The following is a 17,438-nucleotide window of genomic DNA, read 5'->3' on the forward strand; positions in this document are numbered from 1 at the left end:
CGGCGCGCCGCTGGTCAGCGTCGGCGTCGACGCCCGACGTAGAACGCCACGGCCCCGAAGACGGCCAGTACGGCCACGAGAATCCAGCCGGCGGTCGCGATGGCGCCGCCCGTGGGCCGTTCGCTGCCGGCGAGCAGCCAGACCGCACCCGCCACGACGAGAAGCGCGACCAGGACGGACACCATGGTGACCACGGCGCGCTGCCCAGGAGTCATCGCTGCCGCCGCGGTCGGTCGGTGCCGGGCATCGCGGCCCCCGGGTTGGCCAGGATCTCGGCGACCGAGCGGCCGCCGATGGTCAGCGACCCGAGCAGGGCCGTGCGGGCCTGCTCGGCTTCGGCTTCGGCGGCTCGAATCGCATCGCGGACGTGCTCGCCGAGGGTGAGGTTGTCCACGGCACGCCGGGCCTGCGGCGTGATCCGTACGTCGAGCAGTTGACCGCCCACTCCGACGGTTGCGATCACCGCACCGTCGCCGGCCGCGCCCTGGTACTGCTCGCCCGCCGGCCGCTCGACGAAATCCGCCGCCGACTCCATGGCGGCAGCGATGTCACGGCGGATCGCCGACAGGGAATCGGGGTTCATCGGGCCCTCCGGGCGGCGGTACGCAGTGCCTCGGCGGCCGGCGCCGGATCGTACGTCTGTGGAACCGGCGCGGGAACGTCGACCGGAGCGGACTGCCCGGAGACCTCGGCGATCGTCGCGGTCAGGGCCTGGGCGGCGCGCATCCGCGCGTCGCCAACGGCGGTCACGCACGCTGCCCCGAGGGCCTGCGCGTCGAGGTCACGGACCGCCTGCGGGCTCAGGTAGACGTCTTCGACCCGGCCGGCGCCGGTGGCCCTGACCACCACGGTGCCCGTGTCGTCGGTGCCCTCGTAGACCGTCTCCTGCGCCTCGGTGATCCGGGCGAGGACCCCGTTGAGCTGTTCGGTCATCGCTCGCAGCGACCCGCTGCTCAGGGCCGCGCGTTCCGCCTCGCCCGCCGCGCGTTCGAAGGCTGGTACGTCGCTCATTCCTTCACCCACCCCTTCGGCTCGGCGATGCGAACCCGGACCTGCTCGGGCAACTGCAGACTCGTGGTGTCGATCCGGTCGCTGTCGCTCGTGAACATGTTCTCCAGAACGCTGAAGGCGTCGCCGACGTCACGCCCAGCCGTCCACACCTGCTGCACGAAGGTCAGCACGGCGGTCAGCGTCGTGATGGCAAACGCCGCCCACGCTCCGACGATCGCCCACTGCACGGCCGGCGTGTAGGGGCCGGAAAGGTAGGCCACACCGGCGGCCACCAGCGCCGCGCCCGTGACGCTGATGTAGCTGACCAGGTTCGTGGTCAGCCCCCACCACATGTCGTCGCACATGTTCCGTACGTTGCTCGCCGCCTGCGCGATCGCGTCGAGCGCGGGCTCGATGCGCGTTTCCAGGAACGCCTTGAACGCCTCGGCACCCTGATCGGCCCAGTAGGTGTCGACGTCACCGCGCGCCCGGGTCAACCCGGCCTTGCACTGCTCGAACACATCGCTCATGTCGTTCCACGCCTCGGAACCCTTGTCCCACGGATCCGGCGTGCGGATGTTGATCTCGACAAGTGCGGTGAGGCCGGCCACCACCGCCGGGCCGCCACCGGTGGGCCAGACGGCCGCTGCGAGGGCGGTGCCGAGGACACCGACCAGCACCCACAGGTTTTCGCTGGTCTCGCCGTCGAGGCGGTCGGAGTAGAGCGAGGAGTCGGACATCGCGGCTCCGTTCAATCCTGGTATGTGAAGTTCTCGCCCCGCACCCGCTCCTGTTCCTCGTAGTGGGTGGCGATGGTGGTCAGTGCGGTGCCGATCGAGTCCATCGTCTTCTGGAGCGCCGCGGCGACGTCGTCCACGCCCTGCCGGACACGCTCGTAGTCGTCAGGCAGGTTCCAGGCGAACATCGGAAAGGCATCCCGCGGCAGTGTCAGCGCGGCGATCCTGGGCAGCACCGTGTCGGCGAATGACTTCGCGTCCGCGCTGATCGTCTGGCCCGCCTTGCGCATGGCCTCGGTTTCGAGCGACGTCACAACGGCCCCCTCACCAGGCATCGACGGATCGACGGAAACGGCTGGTCCTGGCGGTTGATCCTGCCACGGATGGACCACCGGAGCTGTCCCCTGCTGCCGCCGCCCGGGTCGGCGGTTCAGCGGGCGCTCACCGCCACCGGGTCGGTCACCGCGACCGGGTCCGTCACCGCGCTCGGCCGGGGCAGGGACGTGGTCCGGGGCCGGGCGGCGAGGTTCGCGGCGATCAGGGCGGCGATCGTGATGGCGGCCCCGACCAGTTCGACAGGCTCCGGGCGGTAGCCGCGGGCGATCTGCACCGCGAAGGTGGTCACCGGGACCAGGTTCATGAACAGCGCGGCGTTGGCGGCACCGAGTCGCTGCACGCCGGTGTTCCAGGCCAGGACCGCGATCACGGCACCCACCAGCACGGCGTACGCCAGTTGCGGGGCGACCGCCACGAGGTCGGCGGCGGCCGGCGCGTGCTGCCAGCCGACGGCGTCGGCGCCGATGCTCAGGACGAGCATCGCGGCCGTGCCGGCGAGCGCGGTCAGGGTGGTGAAGCGCAGCGGCGACCACTCGCCGAACCGGCTGGCGCCGTGCGTGTAGATGCCCCAGCCCAGTACCGCGCCGATCATCATGAGTCCGCCGAGGCCGAACTCGCCGAGCCCGGCCAGACTGCCGCGCGTGATCACCAGACCGACGCCGAGGAGCGCCACCAGGGAGAGGGCCAGCAGCAGCGGCTTCGGGCGTACGCCGTCGCGGGCCCAGCGGACCAGTTGGGTGATCACCGGGGTGGTGGCCACGAAGAGGGAGATCTGCTGCGGGGCGGCGTGTTCGAGCGCCAGGTTGGTGAGCAGGTTGAAGCCGGCGAAGCCGACCACTCCGAGCACCACCACCTCCAGCGCCCGGCCACCGTGCCGCAGCGCGCCGACACCCTCGCGGAGCAGCAGGATGGCGACCAGCACGGCGGCGGCCAGCAGGTAGCGCGCGGTGGTCAGGTTGAGCGGGTCGACCCGGTCGAGCGCGCTGGCCAGGATCGGGAACATCACGCCCCAGCCGAGCACGGCGACCAGTGGGTACGCAGTGGCGCGGGATCGCATCGGCAACTCCAATGTTCGAGTATCGTCGAACCAACGACACCGACCATAGGGCGTCGTTCGATAGTTGTCGAACAACGGTTACACTGGTCACATGGAGCCGCACGAGCCCGACCTGACCGCCGTACCGGTCACCAGCGTGTTGGCCGCACTCGCTGACGACGTGCGGCTACAGATCGTCCGGGCGCTCGCCGAGGGCGGCGAGTCCCCCTGCGGCAGTTTCGACTTCGGTGTTTCCAAGGCGACCCGTAGCCACCACCTCAAGGTGCTGCGCGAGGCGGGTCTGACCCGGACCCGGGCCGCCGGCACCAGCCGACTGGTCCGGCTCCGCCGGGACGAGCTGGACAAGCTCTACCCCGGCCTGCTGGACGCGGTCCTCACCCAGCGCCCGCCGGCCTGACCCCGCCTCCACCCCCGTCTCGCCGGCCTGACCCCGCCTCACCCCCGCTCGTCGGCCGACCGGGCGCGCCGCCGAAGCCGCCTCGTCGAGGCTTCGGCGACGCGTGGTTCGGGTGTGGTCAGACGGACACCGCGTCGGGCTCGGCCGCCGAAGCCGATGCCGAGGGGGCGTCGCTGCGACGCCGGGCGAGCAGCGTGTCGAGTGCCCAGGCACCCGGGCCGAGAGCCGCGACCAGCAGGAACGCCCAGCAGAAGAGCGCCGCCCGCTCGCCTCCGTTGTGCAGCGGCAGCAGAGCATCCGGCTGGTGCACCACGAAGTAGGCGTACGCCATCGAGCCGGAGGCGAGCAGCGCGGCGGGTCGGGCGAAGAGCCCGACCAGCACCAGTACGCCGCAGACCAGCTGGATCAGGGCGGCCCACCAGCCCGGCCAGGTGCCGAACGGCACCGCCTTGCCAGTCATCGGGTTGCCGCCGAACAACCCGAACACCGAGGACAGGCCGTGCAACGTGAACAGCAGGCCGATCACGATGCGGAACAGGGACAGGGTCGGCCCGCCGAGCCGAGAGACGTTCATGGCACCTCCATCGAAGGAAATGAATGGGTCTCGTCGATCCTGAGGCATGAAGGCATCGAAAATCATAAGTTCCTTGCTGGTGGGATAATCCCTCATGAAAACGGTGTGAACGAGTACGCCGGCACCCTTCCCCGGTGATGTCGCAAACGATTCAGCTCCAAAGGCGCAGCAGGAGGGGTTCTCCACCAGTTCGGGTGGCGGCGCGGGAAGAGCCGGCGGGGCCGGGGCCGGACGACGGTGTGCTGCCCAAGTGGGCGAGGATCAACAGATGATCACCCGCGACACGGCAGCACTGCGACGCATCACCGCGACGGTCGCGATGACTCTCGTGCTCGGCGGCTGCACTCTCGACCATCGCGGCCAGTCCGGAGATCCCAGCCAGCCACCACCCGGGTCGAGGGCGCAAGCAGGCCCGACCGCCAGCGCCGAGCCGCCAGCCGAGTGCCCGACGAGCGGCGTTCGGATCCGGTCGACCGGCGGGGACGCCGCGATGGGCCTGCGCGCCCTCGGCCTGGAGCTGGTCAACTGCGGCGAGCAGCCCTACCAGCTCAACGGCTACCCCGTGCTGCACGTGTTCGACGAAGCGCGCGAGCCGATCATGCTGCGGGTGGTCAACGGCGCCAAGGAGATCACCTCGGGCTTCGACCAGCCACCCCGGCAGGTCATCCTCGCCGCCGGGGAGCGGGCCACCGCAGTGGTGCTCTGGCGCAACCTGGTCACCGACTCGACAGTGGTGGCCACCAACGGCGAGTTCCTGACGGTGGCGCCCGCCGCCGGGCAGCCGGCCGAAGAGGTCGACCCGGACGGGCCGATCGACCTCGGCAACACCGGCCGGATCGGCGTCAGCGCCTGGAAGAAGGCCGACCCGTCCACGCCGGTGCCGACCCGGCCGGCCCCGCCGCCGGCGCCGAGCGCGGCGCCGTCGTCGGTGAGCCCGCCCGACAGCCGGCTGTGAGCCGACCCGCTAGGACGTGATGTCCTTGCGGGTGAAGCGCCAGAACGCCAACCCCCAGAACAGCGTCGCGTAGCTGATCGCCGAGATGCAGCCGCGCACCACATCGTCGGTCTGCACCGGAGTCGACAGCAGCCCCAGCCAGGCGGTGCTGAAGTGGGTGGGCAGGAAGTCGCGCAGCGCGCCCAGGGCGGTGATCTGGTCCAGGATGCTGGACAGGATCCAGAGCAGAACCGCACCACCCACCGCGCCCAGCGCGGCGTCCGTGATCACCGACAGCAGGAACGCCAGGCCGGCCACCACCAGCAGTACGACCGCCAGGTAGCCCAGCACGGCCAGCAACCGGAGCAACCCCTCGGTGGGCTCCAACTCGGCGGCGACAGTGCTGCGCAGCGGCGACCAGCCATAGCGCAGGGTGCCGGCCAGCAACGCGGTGCCGGCCAACAGCAGCAGTGCCAATGCCGAGTACGCGAGCGCGACCACCAGCTTCACCGTCAACAACCGCGCCCGGGGTACCGGGATCGCCAGCAGATACCGCAGGCTGCCCCAGCTCGCCTCGCTGGCCACCGTGTCGCCGCAGAACAGCGCGACGACCACCACCAGCAGGAACGACGCCGACACGAAGATCGAGAACAGGGTGAAGTTGAGCCCGCCCGAGGTGGCCAGTTCGACCAGGCTGGCGAACTCGTTGCGACCGTTGTCGTCGTCGCCGCCCGAGTCGAACTGGAACGCGATCAGGATGATCAGCGGCAGCAACACCATGAACCCGAGCGCCAACTGGGTCCGCCGCCGGGACGCCTGCCGACGGAACTCCGCCACGAACGGCATGGTGGCCGACGGCCGGTAGCCACGGGCCTCACCCGCGTCAGTAACAACCATCACCGGTCACCGCTTCCCCGAGAGTTCTCGCCCACCAGGGCGAGGAACGCGTCCTCCAGGCGCCGCCGAGGCACCACCCGGTCCACCCCGATGCCGGCGCGCACCAGCTCCGCCACCACCTCGCTGCGGGCCGTGCCGTTGGTGTCGACCACCAGTTGGCCGTCGCTCTCCGGCAACACGCGGACCCCGTGCAGCCGGTCCAGCACCGCCCGCGCCGCCACCGGGTCGGTGACGTCGAAGAGCACGCTCGGCGACTCGCCCACGATCTCCTCCACCGGCCCGGACGCCACGATCCGGCCCTTGTTCACCACCACCGCGTGCGTGCACGTCTGCTCCACCTCTGCCAGCAGGTGGCTGGAGACCAGCACCGCCCGGCCGTCCGTGGCGTACCGCTGGAGCACCCGGCGCATCTCGGCGATCTGCGGCGGGTCGAGCCCGTCGGTCGGCTCGTCCAACACCAGCAGTTCGGGGAGACCGAGCATGGCCTGGGCGATGGCGAGCCGCTGGCGCATCCCGTGGCTGTAGTTCTTGATCCTCCGGTGCACCGAGTCACCCAACCCGGCGATCTCCAGCGCCGCGTCGAACTGTGCGTCCTCCCACGGCCGCCCGGTGGCCCGCCAGTACGCCTTCAGGTTGTCCAGACCCGACAGGTGCGGCAGGAAGCCCGGCCCCTCCACCAGCGCCCCGATCCGGGACAGCACCGGCGAGCCGGGCACCAGCCGACGACCGAAGACGTAGATCTCCCCGGCGGTCGGCTGGGTCAGCCCCATCAGCACCCGCAGGGTGGTGGTCTTGCCGGCACCGTTCGGGCCGAGCAGACCCACGACCTGACCGGGGTGCACCTCGAAGTCCACGTTCGACACGGCGACGAAACCGTCCGCGTACTCCTTGCGCAGCGCGCGCACGGCCAACGGGGTGTCCGCGTACTCCGGGTGCACCGACCGGTCCTGGCGGCGGTGCCGGCGGCGGACCAGGGCGACGACCACGACGAGCCCGATCACGATGGCGGCGAGCAGGCCGGCGAGCACCCAGCGCCAGATCGTCGCCGCGGTGGGGATCGGCTCACCGCTGACAGTGGGCAGGCTGACCGCACCGTCCGCGGCCACCGTGTAGACGGTCGGCGCGGCGGGCGTGGTGTACGCCTGGTCGGAGGTGGCCACCACGAGCCGCAGCCGGTGCCCGGCCTCCACCCGGCGGACGATCCCGGGCAGCGTCACCGTGACCGGGCGGGCGTCCTGCACCTGCTGCGGCAGGCCGGTGAGCCGGATCGGGGCGACCAGGCCGTTCGGCAGGGTGGCCGCGCCGTCCGGGTCGACGTCGTAGAGCTTGACGAAGAGCACCGCCTCGCCGGTCGGCGACGCGGCCCGCAGGCTGACGGTGGGCGCACCGGCCACGTCCACGGCCTCGGTCAGCGGGGTGGACTCGAACTGGGCGTGCTGGCCGGGCACGTCACCGGCCACGCCGTCCAGCAGCGAGGCGAGCCCGCCGGCGAACGGGATCGAGGAGATGGCGGCCGGGTTGCCGTTCGGCGGGTTCGCGATCGGCTGTGCCGGGCCGGCGACCGTCACCTCCCGGCGGGCGTTGCCGGTGAGGCCGGGGTAGTCGGCGCGGCGGAAACCGGTGGCGACGAGACCCCGGTCGAGCGCGTCGAAGCCGGCGATCCGCGACCAGGTGAAGTCGTCGCCGGGCGCGTCGCCCTCGCCCTTGACGTAGTGGTCGAGCCACTGGACGGTCAGGAACTTCACCCGGTCGGAGTCCGAGCGGGGACCACTGCCACCGTCGTGCCCGCCGGTGAACCAGGCGACCCGTACCGGGGTGCCGGTGGCGGCGATGCCGCGCGCGTTCGCGTCCGCCTCACCGAGCGGGAAGAGGGTGTCCGCCTCGCCCTGCACCAGCAGGGTGGGGGCCTTGATCCGGTCCAGCACACCGGCCGGGCTGGAGCGGCGCAGCAGGTCCACGGCGGCCTGGTCGGCGCGACCGGTGGTGGCGATCCGGAGGTACGCGGCGCAGACGTCGGCGGCGAACCGGCCGCAGGACGGGTCGGCGGCACCGGCCGGGGCGCCACCGGGGCCGGTGCCGGGGCCGGCACCCGGCCCGGGGCTGGGCGGGCCGGCCGACGCCGGTGCGCCCTGCGGCTGGGCGGCGGTCGCGCCGGAGAGCCCGGCCGGGCCGGAGCCCACGTTGCCGCCGCCGCCGAAGAAGAGGCCGGCCCAGCCCTTCTTGAACACACCCTCGGTCGGCGCTCCGCCGGTGCTCTCCGGCAGGAACGCGCGGGACAGGTCGTTCCACGTGATCATGGGCACGATCGCGTCGACCCGACGGTCCTGGGCGGCCAACAGCAACGCCAACCCACCGCCGTACGAGCCGCCGACCACACCGACCTTCGGGTCGCCGGCGGCGTCGGTGCGCACCTCCGGCCGCGCGGCCAGCCAGTCCAGCAGCCGCTCGGCGTCGCGTACCTCGTAGTCCGGGTTGTCCAGGTGGATCTCACCGCCGCTGCGGCCGAAGCCCCGCGCAGTCCAGGTGAGCACCGCGTAGCCGCGCCCGGCGAACTCCTCCGCGTCGGAGCGCACCGACTCCTTCGTGCCGCCGAACCCGTGCGCCAGCAGCACCGCCGGCACCTTCCGACCGGACGAGGCGTCGTCCGGCAGGTAGAGGGTGGTGTCCAGGTTCACCGGTTGGTCACCGGACGGTCCGGAGCGGACGGTGAGCATCGCGCTCTCGGTGCGTACGCCCGGCCCCTGTGGCCACACCGCCCAGGTCACGGCGGCGGCCAACAGCACGACGACCACTGCGGCGGCGATCGCCCGGCGGCGGGTGGGAAGGGCACGCCGGAACCACGCGGCCGGCGACGGCGATGTCATGCGGCACACGGTACGGCCCACAGCCTGAGCGTTGGCTGAGATCCGCCGTACGTCCGTCCGGTTGCCCCGATCGGTGCGCAGTGGGGTGCGAGCGCGCACCGATCGACGCGGCACAGTGAGTTGAGTTCGGATCCCGTGAATTCCGATCTTCCGCGGATATCCACCTCGATCCCTCCATGTCACACCCACAGCTGACACAGAGCGTGCCGGTAACGCGGACAAATGGTGACATGGCTCGAAGTGACGCGAACCTGACTAACCGAGGTGGGTCTGCCCAGGCGGGGGTTCGATTAGTTTTCCGGTCCGGTGCACGGGACTTGTCGGCCAGCCCGACGCCGCGCCGATCAGCGCCCCACGCCGGAGGAGACACACATGACAGTCCCCGCGCCGCGGGCCCGTCGACGGCCGTCCACGCTGGGCCGGCTGCTGCCCCTGCTGCTCATCGGAGCGCTGCTGGCACCGCTGGGCCTGCTCGTCACGTCGAACTGGCGGCAGGTCACCGACGACCGGGACCTCGCCGCCCGGGAACGGCTCGGCGTGCAGTACCTCACCGCGCTGGCGGCGGTCACCGACGCCCTCGTGGAGGCCCAGTCCAACGCGGTCAACGGTCGCCCCGTCGCCCGGGAGGCGTTGAACGGGGCGGTCGAAAAGGCCGCCGAGGTGGACGCCCGCATCGGCGGGGAGCTGCTCAGCCAGGAACGCTGGGCCGGCGTACGGGCCAAGCTGGAGGCGCTGCGCGGCCGCAGCGCCACCGACCCCGAGGCCGCCTACACCGCTTACGGCGAGGTCTCCGACCTGCTGCTGGCCCTGCACCGGAAAGTGCGGGAGAGCTCCGGGCTGGTCCGCGACCCCGAGGCCGACTCCTTCTTCCTCCAGGACAGCGCCGGCGAGGAACTGCCCGAGGCGGTGGTGGCCGCCGGCCGGCTGGCCGACCTGGCCACGCTGGTCTCCCGCCGGCCGGCCGCCGAGCAGCCACGCGGCCTGCTGGAGCTGACCGGCCTGCGGGTGTCCGCCCTGGCCCCCGCCGCCGATCTCGTCGACAACCTTCGCTCGGCCGTGGACGGTTCGGAGAGCACCGACCTCGGTGCCAACGTGCTGACCCCGCTGGACACCTACCAGCGTTCGGTGGAGGCGCTTGCCGCGTACTCCGTGCCGGGCAAGGACACCGGCGTGGTCAACCCGGGCCAGTTGAGTGCCGCGGCGCTCAACTCGCACCGCTCTGCCCGCCAACTTCAGCCGGTCATCCTCACCGAACTGGACGCGGTGCTGGCCGAGCGCATCGACCGGCTCGACCGGGACCGCTGGCTGACCGCCGGGGCGGGTGTCGTCGCCGTCCTGCTGTTGGGCTGGCTCGCCGCGTTGCTGGTCGCCGCCGGTCGCCGGGCACAACGGCGGGCCGCCCTGGCCGCGACCCACGCGGAAAGTCCCGACACCCCGCCGCAGCGTGACCCGTGGCAACCGCCGGCCGACGAGCCGCGCGCGCTGCAACCGGTCGGCGCGGCCCGTGACCCGGAGACCGCACAGTGGGGGGCATTCGATGCTGCTCGGTAGGCTCCGGATCCGCGGCAAGCTCGCGCTGCTCGTGGTGATTCCGCTGCTCAGCATGGTCGGCCTGGCCGTGCCGGTGATGCTCGACCGGGTCACCGCGGCACAGCGGGCCGGCGACACCGCCGAACGGGTCCGGCTCGCCAGCCGGGTCGGCAGCCTGGTCCAGGACCTCCAGCAGGAACGCATCCTCTCCGTCGGCTTCCTGCTCGGCCGGGTCGAACGCAGTGAGCTGGTCCGTAAGTCCGCCGACGTGGACGACCGGGTGGCCGACCTGCGGGCGGCGCGGAGCGACGCGCTGACCGACGAGGTCGACCGCGCCCTCGACGGCGTGTCCAGCCTCGTCGAGCTGCGCACGGCCGTCCTGGCCGGGGCCGCCAAACCGGGTCAGGTGATGGACGCCTTCGGCCCGGTCAACAAGGGGATCATCGAGTCGCTGCGGCTGGTGGTCGGGGTGGACACCGACACGTTGCCGGGCCGTCAGGTGCTCGCCCTCGACGGGCTGCTCCGCGCCGACGAGGGCCTGGGCACCTGCGCCACCCTGAGCCTGTTGGTCAAGGCGATCGGCACCCCGGACACCACCGCCGGGTACGTGGCGTGCATCGCCGCGCTCATGGTCGACAACTCGCGCTTCCGCAGCCTGATCACGCCCGAGCAGCTCAAGGTGGCCCAGCTCAACGACGCCGCCGTGGCCGCGCGTACCCAACCCGACTTCCTGGTCAGAAGCGCCCGCGATCCGGCGGCCGCGGTCAGCGATGTGACGATCGAGGCGCTGTTCCCGGCCGTCCGCACGATGATCCGGCTCGGCCAGTTCGTCGAGAAGAAGCTGATCGCCGACGTGCTCGCCGAGGTGACGGCCGAGCAGCAGCGCGCGCTGACCGCCGCGTACCTGGTCGGTGCCGCGGCCGCGTTGATCCTGACGCTGGTGGTGCTGCTCAGCGTGGCGGTGGCGCGGACGGTGGCCCGACCGCTGACCCGACTCACCCGCTCGGCCGACCGGGTCGCCCGGGTCGCCGAGGCGGAGCTGGTCCGGGTCACCGACGACGAGGCGGAGAGACCCCAAGCGGTCCGGCTGGAGCCGGTGGACATCCGCGCCAACGACGAGATCGGCGACCTGGCGCGGGCCTTCGACCGGGTGCAGAACACCGCGGCGCAACTGGTCGAGCGGCAGGTCGCCGGCCGGCGCAACGTGGCGCAGATGTTCGGCCACGTCGGACGGCGTACCCAGAACCTGGTGGGTCGGCAGATCGCGCTGATCGACCGGCTGGAGCAGCAGGAGGCCGACCCGGGCCGCCTGGAGCACCTGTACCGACTCGACCACATCTCCAGCCGGTTGCGGCGCAACGCCGGCAGCCTCGTGGTGCTCTCCGGCTCGGCCGGGGCCGACGCGCACACCGCGCCGGTGCCGCTGGCCGACGTGGTCCGGTTGGCGCTCGGTGAGATCGAGGACTACACCCGGGTGGAGGTGCAGGTGCCAGCGGGTGTCTCGGCCGCGCCGGCGGTGGTCGGTGACCTCGTCCTGGCGCTGGCCGAGCTGATGGAGAACGCCACAGTCTTCTCCCCGCCGCACACCCGGGTGCTGGTGGCCGCCGAGACGTCCGGTATCGGCGCACGGCTCACAGTGGTGGACCACGGCATCGGCATGAGCGAGCAACGCCTGGCTGAGGAGAACGCCCGGTTGACCCGCCGGGAACGGCTCGACCTCGCCCCGACCGAGGTGCTCGGTCTCTTCGTGGTGGGCCGGTTGGCCCGTCGGCACGGCTGGCAGGTCGCCCTGGCGGCCACCGGCGGCGGAGGGGTGACCGCACAGCTGGAGATCCCGTCGACGTCGCTGGTGCTGCGCCGCGCCGACCGCGCCGGGGCCACAGTGGCCCGCGCCGCGGTGCCGGATCGGGACCGGCGTACGACGGCGACGCCCAACCCCGAGCACGAAGCGCGGCCCAGCGCGCTGGCCGTCGCCGCGCCGGCCCGCTTCGACTCGGATCTGCTGAGCCGGGCCACCCTCAGCCTGGACGCCGGCCCTTCCTGGAACGCGTTCGGTCGGGGCCAGCCGGAGCAGGCCGTTCCCGAACCCCAGAGCCCCGAACCGGTGGGCAAGCCGGGCGGGTCACGGGTGCGGCAGCGGGTTCCCGGGGCGACGCTGCACGCCACCGCCCCGACGACCCGGCCGGTGGACGCCACCGGCGCGGACCCCGCCGCCGCCCGCGCGCTGGTCGAGGCCTTCCAAGCCGGTGTACGCCGCGCAGAGCTGCACGTGGCGCCGGGCCTGGACGGCACGACGGCGCGGACGGCCAGCGACCCGACGGCCAGCGCCGGGGCGGCCGTGGTGGACTTGGGCACGACCGTCGACCTGCCCAGCACCCCGGGAGGCGCCGGCCCCACGGTGCCGCGTGGTGGTGGCTCGACCGATGCCGCACCGGAGCGGCCCCGGTTGAGTCGACGGGTGCCGGGAGCGAACCTCACCGCCACCCCGGTCTGCCAACCGCCCAGCACCCACCTCGGTGACCCGGCCGAGGTCCGCGACCTCATCAGCGAGTTCGAGGCGGGCGTCGCCCGCGCTCTCCGCGAAGTCAGCCCCGACCACCGGAACGAAGAAGGATCATCACGGTGACCAGCCCCTTCCTGCACGACAATGTCGACCAGAGTCAGCCCAGCGCCAACGGGGACCTGAGCCCGGAGGCCCGTACGTTCAACTGGCTGCTGGACTCCTTCACCTCCAGCACCGCCGGGGTCCTGGAGGCGATCGCGGTCTCCTCGGACGGTCTGCTGATGGCCATGTCCGCGATCAAGGATCGGTCCAACGCGGAGCGGTTGGCCGCCGTCGTGTCCGGAATGACCAGCCTCGCCGGTGGGGCCGCCAGTTGGTACGCCCTCGGCGGCCTGAACCGGGTGATCGTCGACATGGCCGACGGCTACCTGCTGATCAGCGCGATCAGCAGCGGTTCCGTGCTCGGGGTGGTCGCCGACCGTTCGGCGAACCTGGGCACCGTCGCGTACGAGATGACGCTCTTCGCCGGGCGGGCCGGTGGCGCCCTGACCCCGCGGCTGATCGTCGAATTGAAGAACGCCGTTCAGCAGTGACCCCCGACGTCGCCGGCGAGGATCCGGATCCGGACCCGAGGGTTCGGATCCGCCCGTACCTGCGCACGTCACCCCCGACCGGGGTGGGCGCGGCGGCGACACCGGCGCTGCCCGAGCCGGAGCCGGACGGGGACCAACCGGCCGGTCCCCGTCCGTTCGTGCTCACCTCCGGGCGGGTCGCGGGTGCCGACCCGGCGATCGGGCTGGAGACCCAGGTGACCGTCCGCGTGGACAGCGGCTGGTGGGCCGGCTCACCCGGCGCCCTGCTGGCACCGGAACTTCAGACCATCATCGCGCTCTGCGCCGAGCCGATCTCGGTGGCCGAGATCTCGGCCCGCGCCCGACTGCACTTCGGCGTGACGCGGGTCCTGGTCGGCGACCTACGCGCCGCCGGGCACCTGGACGTGCACGTGACCGACACCGACGACGCTGTCGACCCCGATCTCATCCTGCGAGTGATTGATGGACTCCGTGCGATCTCCTGAATGGCCGGTCGCCCCGCTCGGCGGGGTCGCCGCGAACAGCGCCGCCGCCCGTTACGGCATGTCCTCGGGCACCGGGCCGATAGTCGGGCGGGCGGGCCCACCGCCGACCGCACCGCCTCCGTACCGGCCCTCGTCCGGTGCGGCGTCGGTCCCTTCGCCCGGTAAGCCGGCCGCACCGCCGATCCCGGTCAAGATCCTGGTGGCCGGTGGGTTCGGGGTGGGCAAGACCACCACCGTGGGTGCGATCTCCGAGATCGCGCCCCTGACCACCGAGGCCGAGATGACCACCGCCGGGATTGGCGTGGACGACCCGGGTGCCCGGTCCACCAAGACCACCACCACGGTGGCGATGGATTTCGGCTGCGTGACGATCGACCGCAGCCTGAAGCTCTACCTGTTCGGCACGCCGGGGCAGACCCGGTTCGGCTTCATGTGGGACGACCTGGCCCGGGGAGCGCTCGGCGCGCTGGTGGTGGTGGACAGCGCCCGGCTGGACGACTGTTTCCCGGCCATCGACTTCTTCGAGCGGGCCGGGCTGCCGTTCGTCGTCGGGGTCAACGCCTTCGACGGGCGGCTGGCCCTGGAACTCGGCGAGATCCGGTGGGCGCTGGCCATCGGTGATCATGTACCCCTGGTGCAGTTCGATGCCCGCGACCGGCTCTCGGTGCGGGACGCACTACTGGTCGTCCTGGACCGCGCGCTGGACCGCGCTACCCGGGACAGGAGGGCCTGAGCCGACCAGCTCCGGCCGTGGCGGGAAGAGGTGATCTGGTGAGGGGCGACCTGGACGAGACGCTGGCCCGGCTGGCCCGACGTGAGGAGGCGTCGCGCCGTCGGGCCGCCGACCGTGACGACACCACCGCACCGTCGAGCCCGCCCGGCCTCGGCGGCGACACCCGCAACGCCCGGTCGGGCCGGCACGCGGGGGTGGAGGCCCCGAGCGAGGTGGCCGGATGGGGGCCGGTCGAAGAGGTGGCCGAGGCGGTCCGCCAGGTCGTCGGGGCCTACCCCGGGCTGGCGGTGACCGTGCAGGTGGAGCACGCCGGGCGGACGTACCCGATGCGGGTCTCCTGGAACGGGCCTGCCGTCACGGTCGGACCGGTTCCCCCGCCGACGCCGGTGGAACCCCCGCCGGCCTGGCCGCTCTCCGGCCGGACGGTGCCCGCCTGGGCACCCGGTCCGGACGGGTTGGCCCCGGACCCGGCGGCCCGGTTGGCCGAGCTGATCCGGCGCGACCCGACGCTGTTGGACGAGCTGGATCCGCGGCGCTGACCGGCGGGGCTGGCTGCCGGCGGCTACGGTCGGGCAGTGGCGCAACCCGACCTGACCTTGACGGCGAGCCTGCGGCCGGCGGCGCTGGATGCCCGACGGGGCATCGTGCGCCTGCACCCGGAGGCGCTGACAGCGCTGGGGCTGCGCCCCGGCGACCCGGTCCGCCTTGTCGGCCGCCGGGAGACGGCCGGGATCGCGGCGGCGGCCGGGCCGGGCGCGAGCAGCGCCCTGCTGTATGCCGACGACCTGACGTTGGGCAACCTGGGTCTGCGCGACGGCGGTCAGGTGCGGGTGAGCCCGGTGCCGTTGGTCTCTGCGAGCCGGGTCGTCCTGGCCGGGCCGGTGGGGGTCGTCGCGGCGGTCAGCCCGGAGATGCTCCGGCTCGCCCTGCTGGGCAAGGTGCTCACCGCCGGGGACGACGTGTCGCTGCTGCCGCAGGACGTGCTGCCGGACGCCTCGGTCCGCAGCCTGGTCGAGGCTGCGCGACGCAGCCTCGCCAACACCGTCGGTTTCGCCTGGACCAGCACCCTGCTCAGCGTGGTCAGTGTCGAGCCGGCCTCCGGCGCGCTGGTCACCATGGGCACATCGGTCGCCTGGGAGGACGGTGCGACGACCCACGGAGGGCCCGCCCCGGTCGGTGCCGCGTCGACCCGGCCAGGTCCGAGCGCCGACGCCGTTCCGGCTGAGGACGCACCCGACGTGGACGAGCTGCCCGGGCTGCGGGCCCAGGCCGAGGAGCTGACCGAGCTGCTGGACCTCGGCTTCCACCACCGGGAGGTGCTGGGCCGGCTCGGCACCACCATCTCGTTGGGGGTGTTGCTCGTCGGCCCGGCGGGCTCGGGGAAGTCGGCGCTGGTCCGGGCCGTGGCCGCCCGGGTCGGTGCCCGCGTTCACCAGCTCTGGGCACCGGAGGTGGCCGCGCTGGCCAGCCAGGCCGCCGCCGAGCGGTTGCGCGCCGCGGCATCGGCGGCCCGGGCCGAAGGGCCGGCGGTACTGCTGGTCACCGACGTCGAGGCGCTCGCCCCCGCGGACGATCCCCCTCCGGTGGCGACGGTGTTCCGTCAGGTGCTCGCGGAGAGCATCCACGCCGGCGTCGCCGTGGTCTGCACCACCGGCCGGCCGGAGGCGGTCGAACCGGCACTGCGCGCCCCCGACCTGCTGTCGCTGCGGATCAGCGTCCCGCTCCCGGATCAGGCGCTGCGCCGCGAACAGCTCACCGTGCTGACCCGGCAGGTGCCGCTGGCCGACGACGTCCGGCTGGACGAGGTGGCCGCGCGTACCCCCGGGTTCGTCGCGGCGGACCTGGCCGCGCTGGTCCGGGAGGCCGGGGTACGCGCGGCGCTGCGGCAGAAGTCCGCCGAGACGCCGACGGTGTCGATGACCGACTTCACCGCCGCCCGGGAGGTGGTCCGGCCGACCACGATGGCGGCGTCCACCCTGGATCTGGCCTCGGTGACCCTGGACGACGTGGGCGGCCTGGACGAGGTCAAGCAGACGCTGACCGAGTCGGTGCTGTGGCCGCTGACCTACCCGGACACCTTCGCCCGGCTCGGCGTGCAGCCGCCGCGGGGCGTGCTGCTCTACGGGCCACCGGGCTGCGGCAAGACCTACCTGGTCACCGCACTGGCCGGGTCGGGGCGGGCCAACGTGCTGTCGGTCAAGGGGGCCGAACTGCTCTCCAAGTGGGTCGGTGAGAGCGAACGCGCGGTCCGCGAGCTGTTCCGTCGGGCCCGGGAGGCGGCCCCCACGCTGATCTTCCTGGACGAGGTGGACGCGCTGGCGCCGGTACGCGGCCAGGCCACCGACGGGGGCACCACGGATCGGGTGGTCGCCGCCCTGCTCACCGAACTGGACGGGGTGGAGACGCTGCGCAACGTGGTGGTGGTCGGTGCGACGAACCGGCCGGACCTGGTCGACCCGGCGCTGCTGCGGCCGGGCAGGTTGGAGCGGCTGGTCTACGTGCCGCCGCCCGACGGGCCCGCCCGAGCGGAGATCCTGCGGGCCGCGTCCCGGCAGGTGCCGCTGGCACCGGACGTCGACCTGCCAGCCCTCGGCGACGAGCTGACCGGCTTCTCCGCCGCTGACTGTGCGGCGCTGATCCGCGAGGCGGCGCTGGCCGCGATGCGTGAGTCGCTCGCCGCCGCAACGGTCACCGCTGAGCACGTGGCGACCGCACGGGCCCGGGTACGACCGTCGCTGGACCCGGCCCAGGTCGCCGGCCTGGCCGCGTACGCCGCCGACCGGAAATGATCAGACCAGCACAACCTTT

The 17,438-nt window shown here is 72.8% G+C and carries 18 protein-coding genes; 9 read left to right on the plus strand and 9 right to left on the minus strand.

Annotation, left to right across the window (positions count from 1 at the left end; translation table 11 throughout):
• Nucleotides 1-14: 14 nt before the first annotated feature.
• The 6 genes from GA0070561_RS19885 to GA0070561_RS19910 all read right to left on the minus strand — a co-directional run bounded on the left by GA0070561_RS19885 (nucleotide 15) and on the right by GA0070561_RS19910 (nucleotide 3,120).
• Nucleotides 15-215, minus strand: coding sequence for a hypothetical protein (locus GA0070561_RS19885; RefSeq protein ID WP_141710406.1), 201 nt, complete (start codon nucleotides 213-215; stop codon nucleotides 15-17).
• The gene (locus GA0070561_RS19890) at nucleotides 212-583 is read right to left on the minus strand and encodes a YbaB/EbfC family nucleoid-associated protein (RefSeq protein WP_091402931.1); all 372 of its coding nucleotides are present in this window, start codon (nucleotides 581-583) and stop codon (nucleotides 212-214) included. Before GA0070561_RS19890 ends, GA0070561_RS19885 begins: the two co-directional genes overlap by 4 nt.
• Complete coding sequence (locus GA0070561_RS19895; RefSeq protein WP_091402935.1) at nucleotides 580-1,011, minus strand: YbaB/EbfC family nucleoid-associated protein; 432 nt, start codon at nucleotides 1,009-1,011, stop codon at nucleotides 580-582. The genes GA0070561_RS19890 and GA0070561_RS19895 overlap by 4 nt, the downstream gene beginning before the upstream one ends.
• Entirely contained in the window at nucleotides 1,008-1,730 is a 723-nt protein-coding gene (locus GA0070561_RS19900; RefSeq protein ID WP_091402938.1) for a hypothetical protein, read from the minus strand. The genes GA0070561_RS19895 and GA0070561_RS19900 overlap by 4 nt, the downstream gene beginning before the upstream one ends.
• An 11-nt stretch (nucleotides 1,731-1,741) precedes the next feature.
• Nucleotides 1,742-2,041: a hypothetical protein gene (locus GA0070561_RS19905; protein WP_091402941.1), complete on the minus strand. Its 300-nt coding sequence runs from the start codon at nucleotides 2,039-2,041 to the stop codon at nucleotides 1,742-1,744.
• A gap of 116 nt (nucleotides 2,042-2,157) precedes the next feature.
• The gene (locus GA0070561_RS19910) at nucleotides 2,158-3,120 is read right to left on the minus strand and encodes a DMT family transporter (protein WP_091402944.1); all 963 of its coding nucleotides are present in this window, start codon (nucleotides 3,118-3,120) and stop codon (nucleotides 2,158-2,160) included.
• Nucleotides 3,121-3,211: 91 nt separating this feature from the next.
• Here GA0070561_RS19910 and GA0070561_RS19915 point away from each other — a divergent pair, with 91 nt between their 5' ends.
• A complete protein-coding gene (locus tag GA0070561_RS19915; RefSeq protein ID WP_091402947.1) occupies nucleotides 3,212-3,517 on the plus strand; it encodes an ArsR/SmtB family transcription factor in 306 nt (101 codons plus the stop codon).
• Nucleotides 3,518-3,635: 118 nt separating this feature from the next.
• Here GA0070561_RS19915 and GA0070561_RS19920 read toward each other — a convergent pair whose 3' ends face one another.
• Nucleotides 3,636-4,091 carry a DoxX family protein gene (locus tag GA0070561_RS19920; RefSeq protein WP_091402949.1) on the minus strand — a complete coding sequence of 152 codons (456 nt, stop codon included), beginning with the start codon at nucleotides 4,089-4,091 and terminating at the stop codon, nucleotides 3,636-3,638.
• A gap of 268 nt (nucleotides 4,092-4,359) precedes the next feature.
• Here GA0070561_RS19920 and GA0070561_RS19925 point away from each other — a divergent pair, with 268 nt between their 5' ends.
• Nucleotides 4,360-5,046 (plus strand): DUF4232 domain-containing protein, encoded by a 687-nt coding sequence (locus tag GA0070561_RS19925; protein WP_244166326.1) that lies wholly within the window; start codon nucleotides 4,360-4,362, stop codon nucleotides 5,044-5,046.
• A gap of 9 nt (nucleotides 5,047-5,055) precedes the next feature.
• On the opposite strand, the gene GA0070561_RS19930 is transcribed toward GA0070561_RS19925, so the two are convergent.
• Together GA0070561_RS19930 and GA0070561_RS19935 are read right to left on the minus strand one after the other, a co-directional pair.
• Complete coding sequence (locus GA0070561_RS19930) at nucleotides 5,056-5,922, minus strand: ABC transporter permease (protein ID WP_091402953.1); 867 nt, start codon at nucleotides 5,920-5,922, stop codon at nucleotides 5,056-5,058.
• Nucleotides 5,922-8,786: an alpha/beta fold hydrolase gene (locus GA0070561_RS19935; RefSeq protein ID WP_091402955.1), complete on the minus strand. Its 2,865-nt coding sequence runs from the start codon at nucleotides 8,784-8,786 to the stop codon at nucleotides 5,922-5,924. Before GA0070561_RS19935 ends, GA0070561_RS19930 begins: the two co-directional genes overlap by 1 nt.
• Before the next feature lie 372 nt (nucleotides 8,787-9,158).
• Here GA0070561_RS19935 and GA0070561_RS19940 point away from each other — a divergent pair, with 372 nt between their 5' ends.
• From GA0070561_RS19940 to GA0070561_RS19970, 7 genes are read left to right on the plus strand one after another with little or no spacing between them, the layout of a single operon-like run.
• Nucleotides 9,159-10,337, plus strand: coding sequence for a hypothetical protein (locus tag GA0070561_RS19940; RefSeq protein WP_091402956.1), 1,179 nt, complete (start codon nucleotides 9,159-9,161; stop codon nucleotides 10,335-10,337).
• Entirely contained in the window at nucleotides 10,324-12,942 is a 2,619-nt protein-coding gene (locus tag GA0070561_RS19945) for a sensor histidine kinase (RefSeq protein ID WP_091402958.1), read from the plus strand. The genes GA0070561_RS19940 and GA0070561_RS19945 overlap by 14 nt, the downstream gene beginning before the upstream one ends.
• The gene (locus GA0070561_RS19950; RefSeq protein ID WP_091402960.1) at nucleotides 12,939-13,412 is read left to right on the plus strand and encodes a roadblock/LC7 domain-containing protein; all 474 of its coding nucleotides are present in this window, start codon (nucleotides 12,939-12,941) and stop codon (nucleotides 13,410-13,412) included. Before GA0070561_RS19945 ends, GA0070561_RS19950 begins: the two co-directional genes overlap by 4 nt.
• Nucleotides 13,409-13,897, plus strand: a complete 489-nt coding sequence (locus GA0070561_RS19955; protein WP_091402962.1) for a DUF742 domain-containing protein — start codon at nucleotides 13,409-13,411, stop codon at nucleotides 13,895-13,897. The genes GA0070561_RS19950 and GA0070561_RS19955 overlap by 4 nt, the downstream gene beginning before the upstream one ends.
• Nucleotides 13,875-14,630: a GTP-binding protein gene (locus GA0070561_RS19960; RefSeq protein ID WP_181539323.1), complete on the plus strand. Its 756-nt coding sequence runs from the start codon at nucleotides 13,875-13,877 to the stop codon at nucleotides 14,628-14,630. The genes GA0070561_RS19955 and GA0070561_RS19960 overlap by 23 nt, the downstream gene beginning before the upstream one ends.
• Before the next feature lie 38 nt (nucleotides 14,631-14,668).
• Complete coding sequence (locus tag GA0070561_RS19965) at nucleotides 14,669-15,169, plus strand: hypothetical protein (RefSeq protein ID WP_091402963.1); 501 nt, start codon at nucleotides 14,669-14,671, stop codon at nucleotides 15,167-15,169.
• Between the two features lie 36 nt (nucleotides 15,170-15,205).
• Complete coding sequence (locus GA0070561_RS19970) at nucleotides 15,206-17,419, plus strand: AAA family ATPase (protein ID WP_091402965.1); 2,214 nt, start codon at nucleotides 15,206-15,208, stop codon at nucleotides 17,417-17,419.
• The last annotated feature ends 19 nt before the right edge of the window (nucleotides 17,420-17,438 follow it).

It is taken from the genome of Micromonospora saelicesensis (assembly GCF_900091575.1).
Taxonomy (GTDB): Bacteria; Actinomycetota; Actinomycetes; order Mycobacteriales; family Micromonosporaceae; genus Micromonospora; species Micromonospora saelicesensis.

Coding starts and splice junctions, on each gene's coding strand:
- GA0070561_RS19885 (WP_141710406.1), bottom strand. CDS start 215: ATGACTCCTGGGCAGCGCGCCGTGGTCACCATGGTGTCCGTCCTGGTC.
- GA0070561_RS19890 (WP_091402931.1), bottom strand. CDS start 583: ATGAACCCCGATTCCCTGTCGGCGATCCGCCGTGACATCGCTGCCGCC.
- GA0070561_RS19895 (WP_091402935.1), bottom strand. CDS start 1,011: ATGAGCGACGTACCAGCCTTCGAACGCGCGGCGGGCGAGGCGGAACGC.
- GA0070561_RS19900 (WP_091402938.1), bottom strand. CDS start 1,730: ATGTCCGACTCCTCGCTCTACTCCGACCGCCTCGACGGCGAGACCAGC.
- GA0070561_RS19910 (WP_091402944.1), bottom strand. CDS start 3,120: ATGCGATCCCGCGCCACTGCGTACCCACTGGTCGCCGTGCTCGGCTGG.
- GA0070561_RS19915 (WP_091402947.1), top strand. CDS start 3,212: ATGGAGCCGCACGAGCCCGACCTGACCGCCGTACCGGTCACCAGCGTG.
- GA0070561_RS19920 (WP_091402949.1), bottom strand. CDS start 4,091: ATGAACGTCTCTCGGCTCGGCGGGCCGACCCTGTCCCTGTTCCGCATC.
- GA0070561_RS19925 (WP_244166326.1), top strand. CDS start 4,360: ATGATCACCCGCGACACGGCAGCACTGCGACGCATCACCGCGACGGTC.
- GA0070561_RS19930 (WP_091402953.1), bottom strand. CDS start 5,922: ATGGTTGTTACTGACGCGGGTGAGGCCCGTGGCTACCGGCCGTCGGCC.
- GA0070561_RS19935 (WP_091402955.1), bottom strand. CDS start 8,786: ATGACATCGCCGTCGCCGGCCGCGTGGTTCCGGCGTGCCCTTCCCACC.
- GA0070561_RS19940 (WP_091402956.1), top strand. CDS start 9,159: ATGACAGTCCCCGCGCCGCGGGCCCGTCGACGGCCGTCCACGCTGGGC.
- GA0070561_RS19945 (WP_091402958.1), top strand. CDS start 10,324: ATGCTGCTCGGTAGGCTCCGGATCCGCGGCAAGCTCGCGCTGCTCGTG.
- GA0070561_RS19960 (WP_181539323.1), top strand. CDS start 13,875: ATGGACTCCGTGCGATCTCCTGAATGGCCGGTCGCCCCGCTCGGCGGG.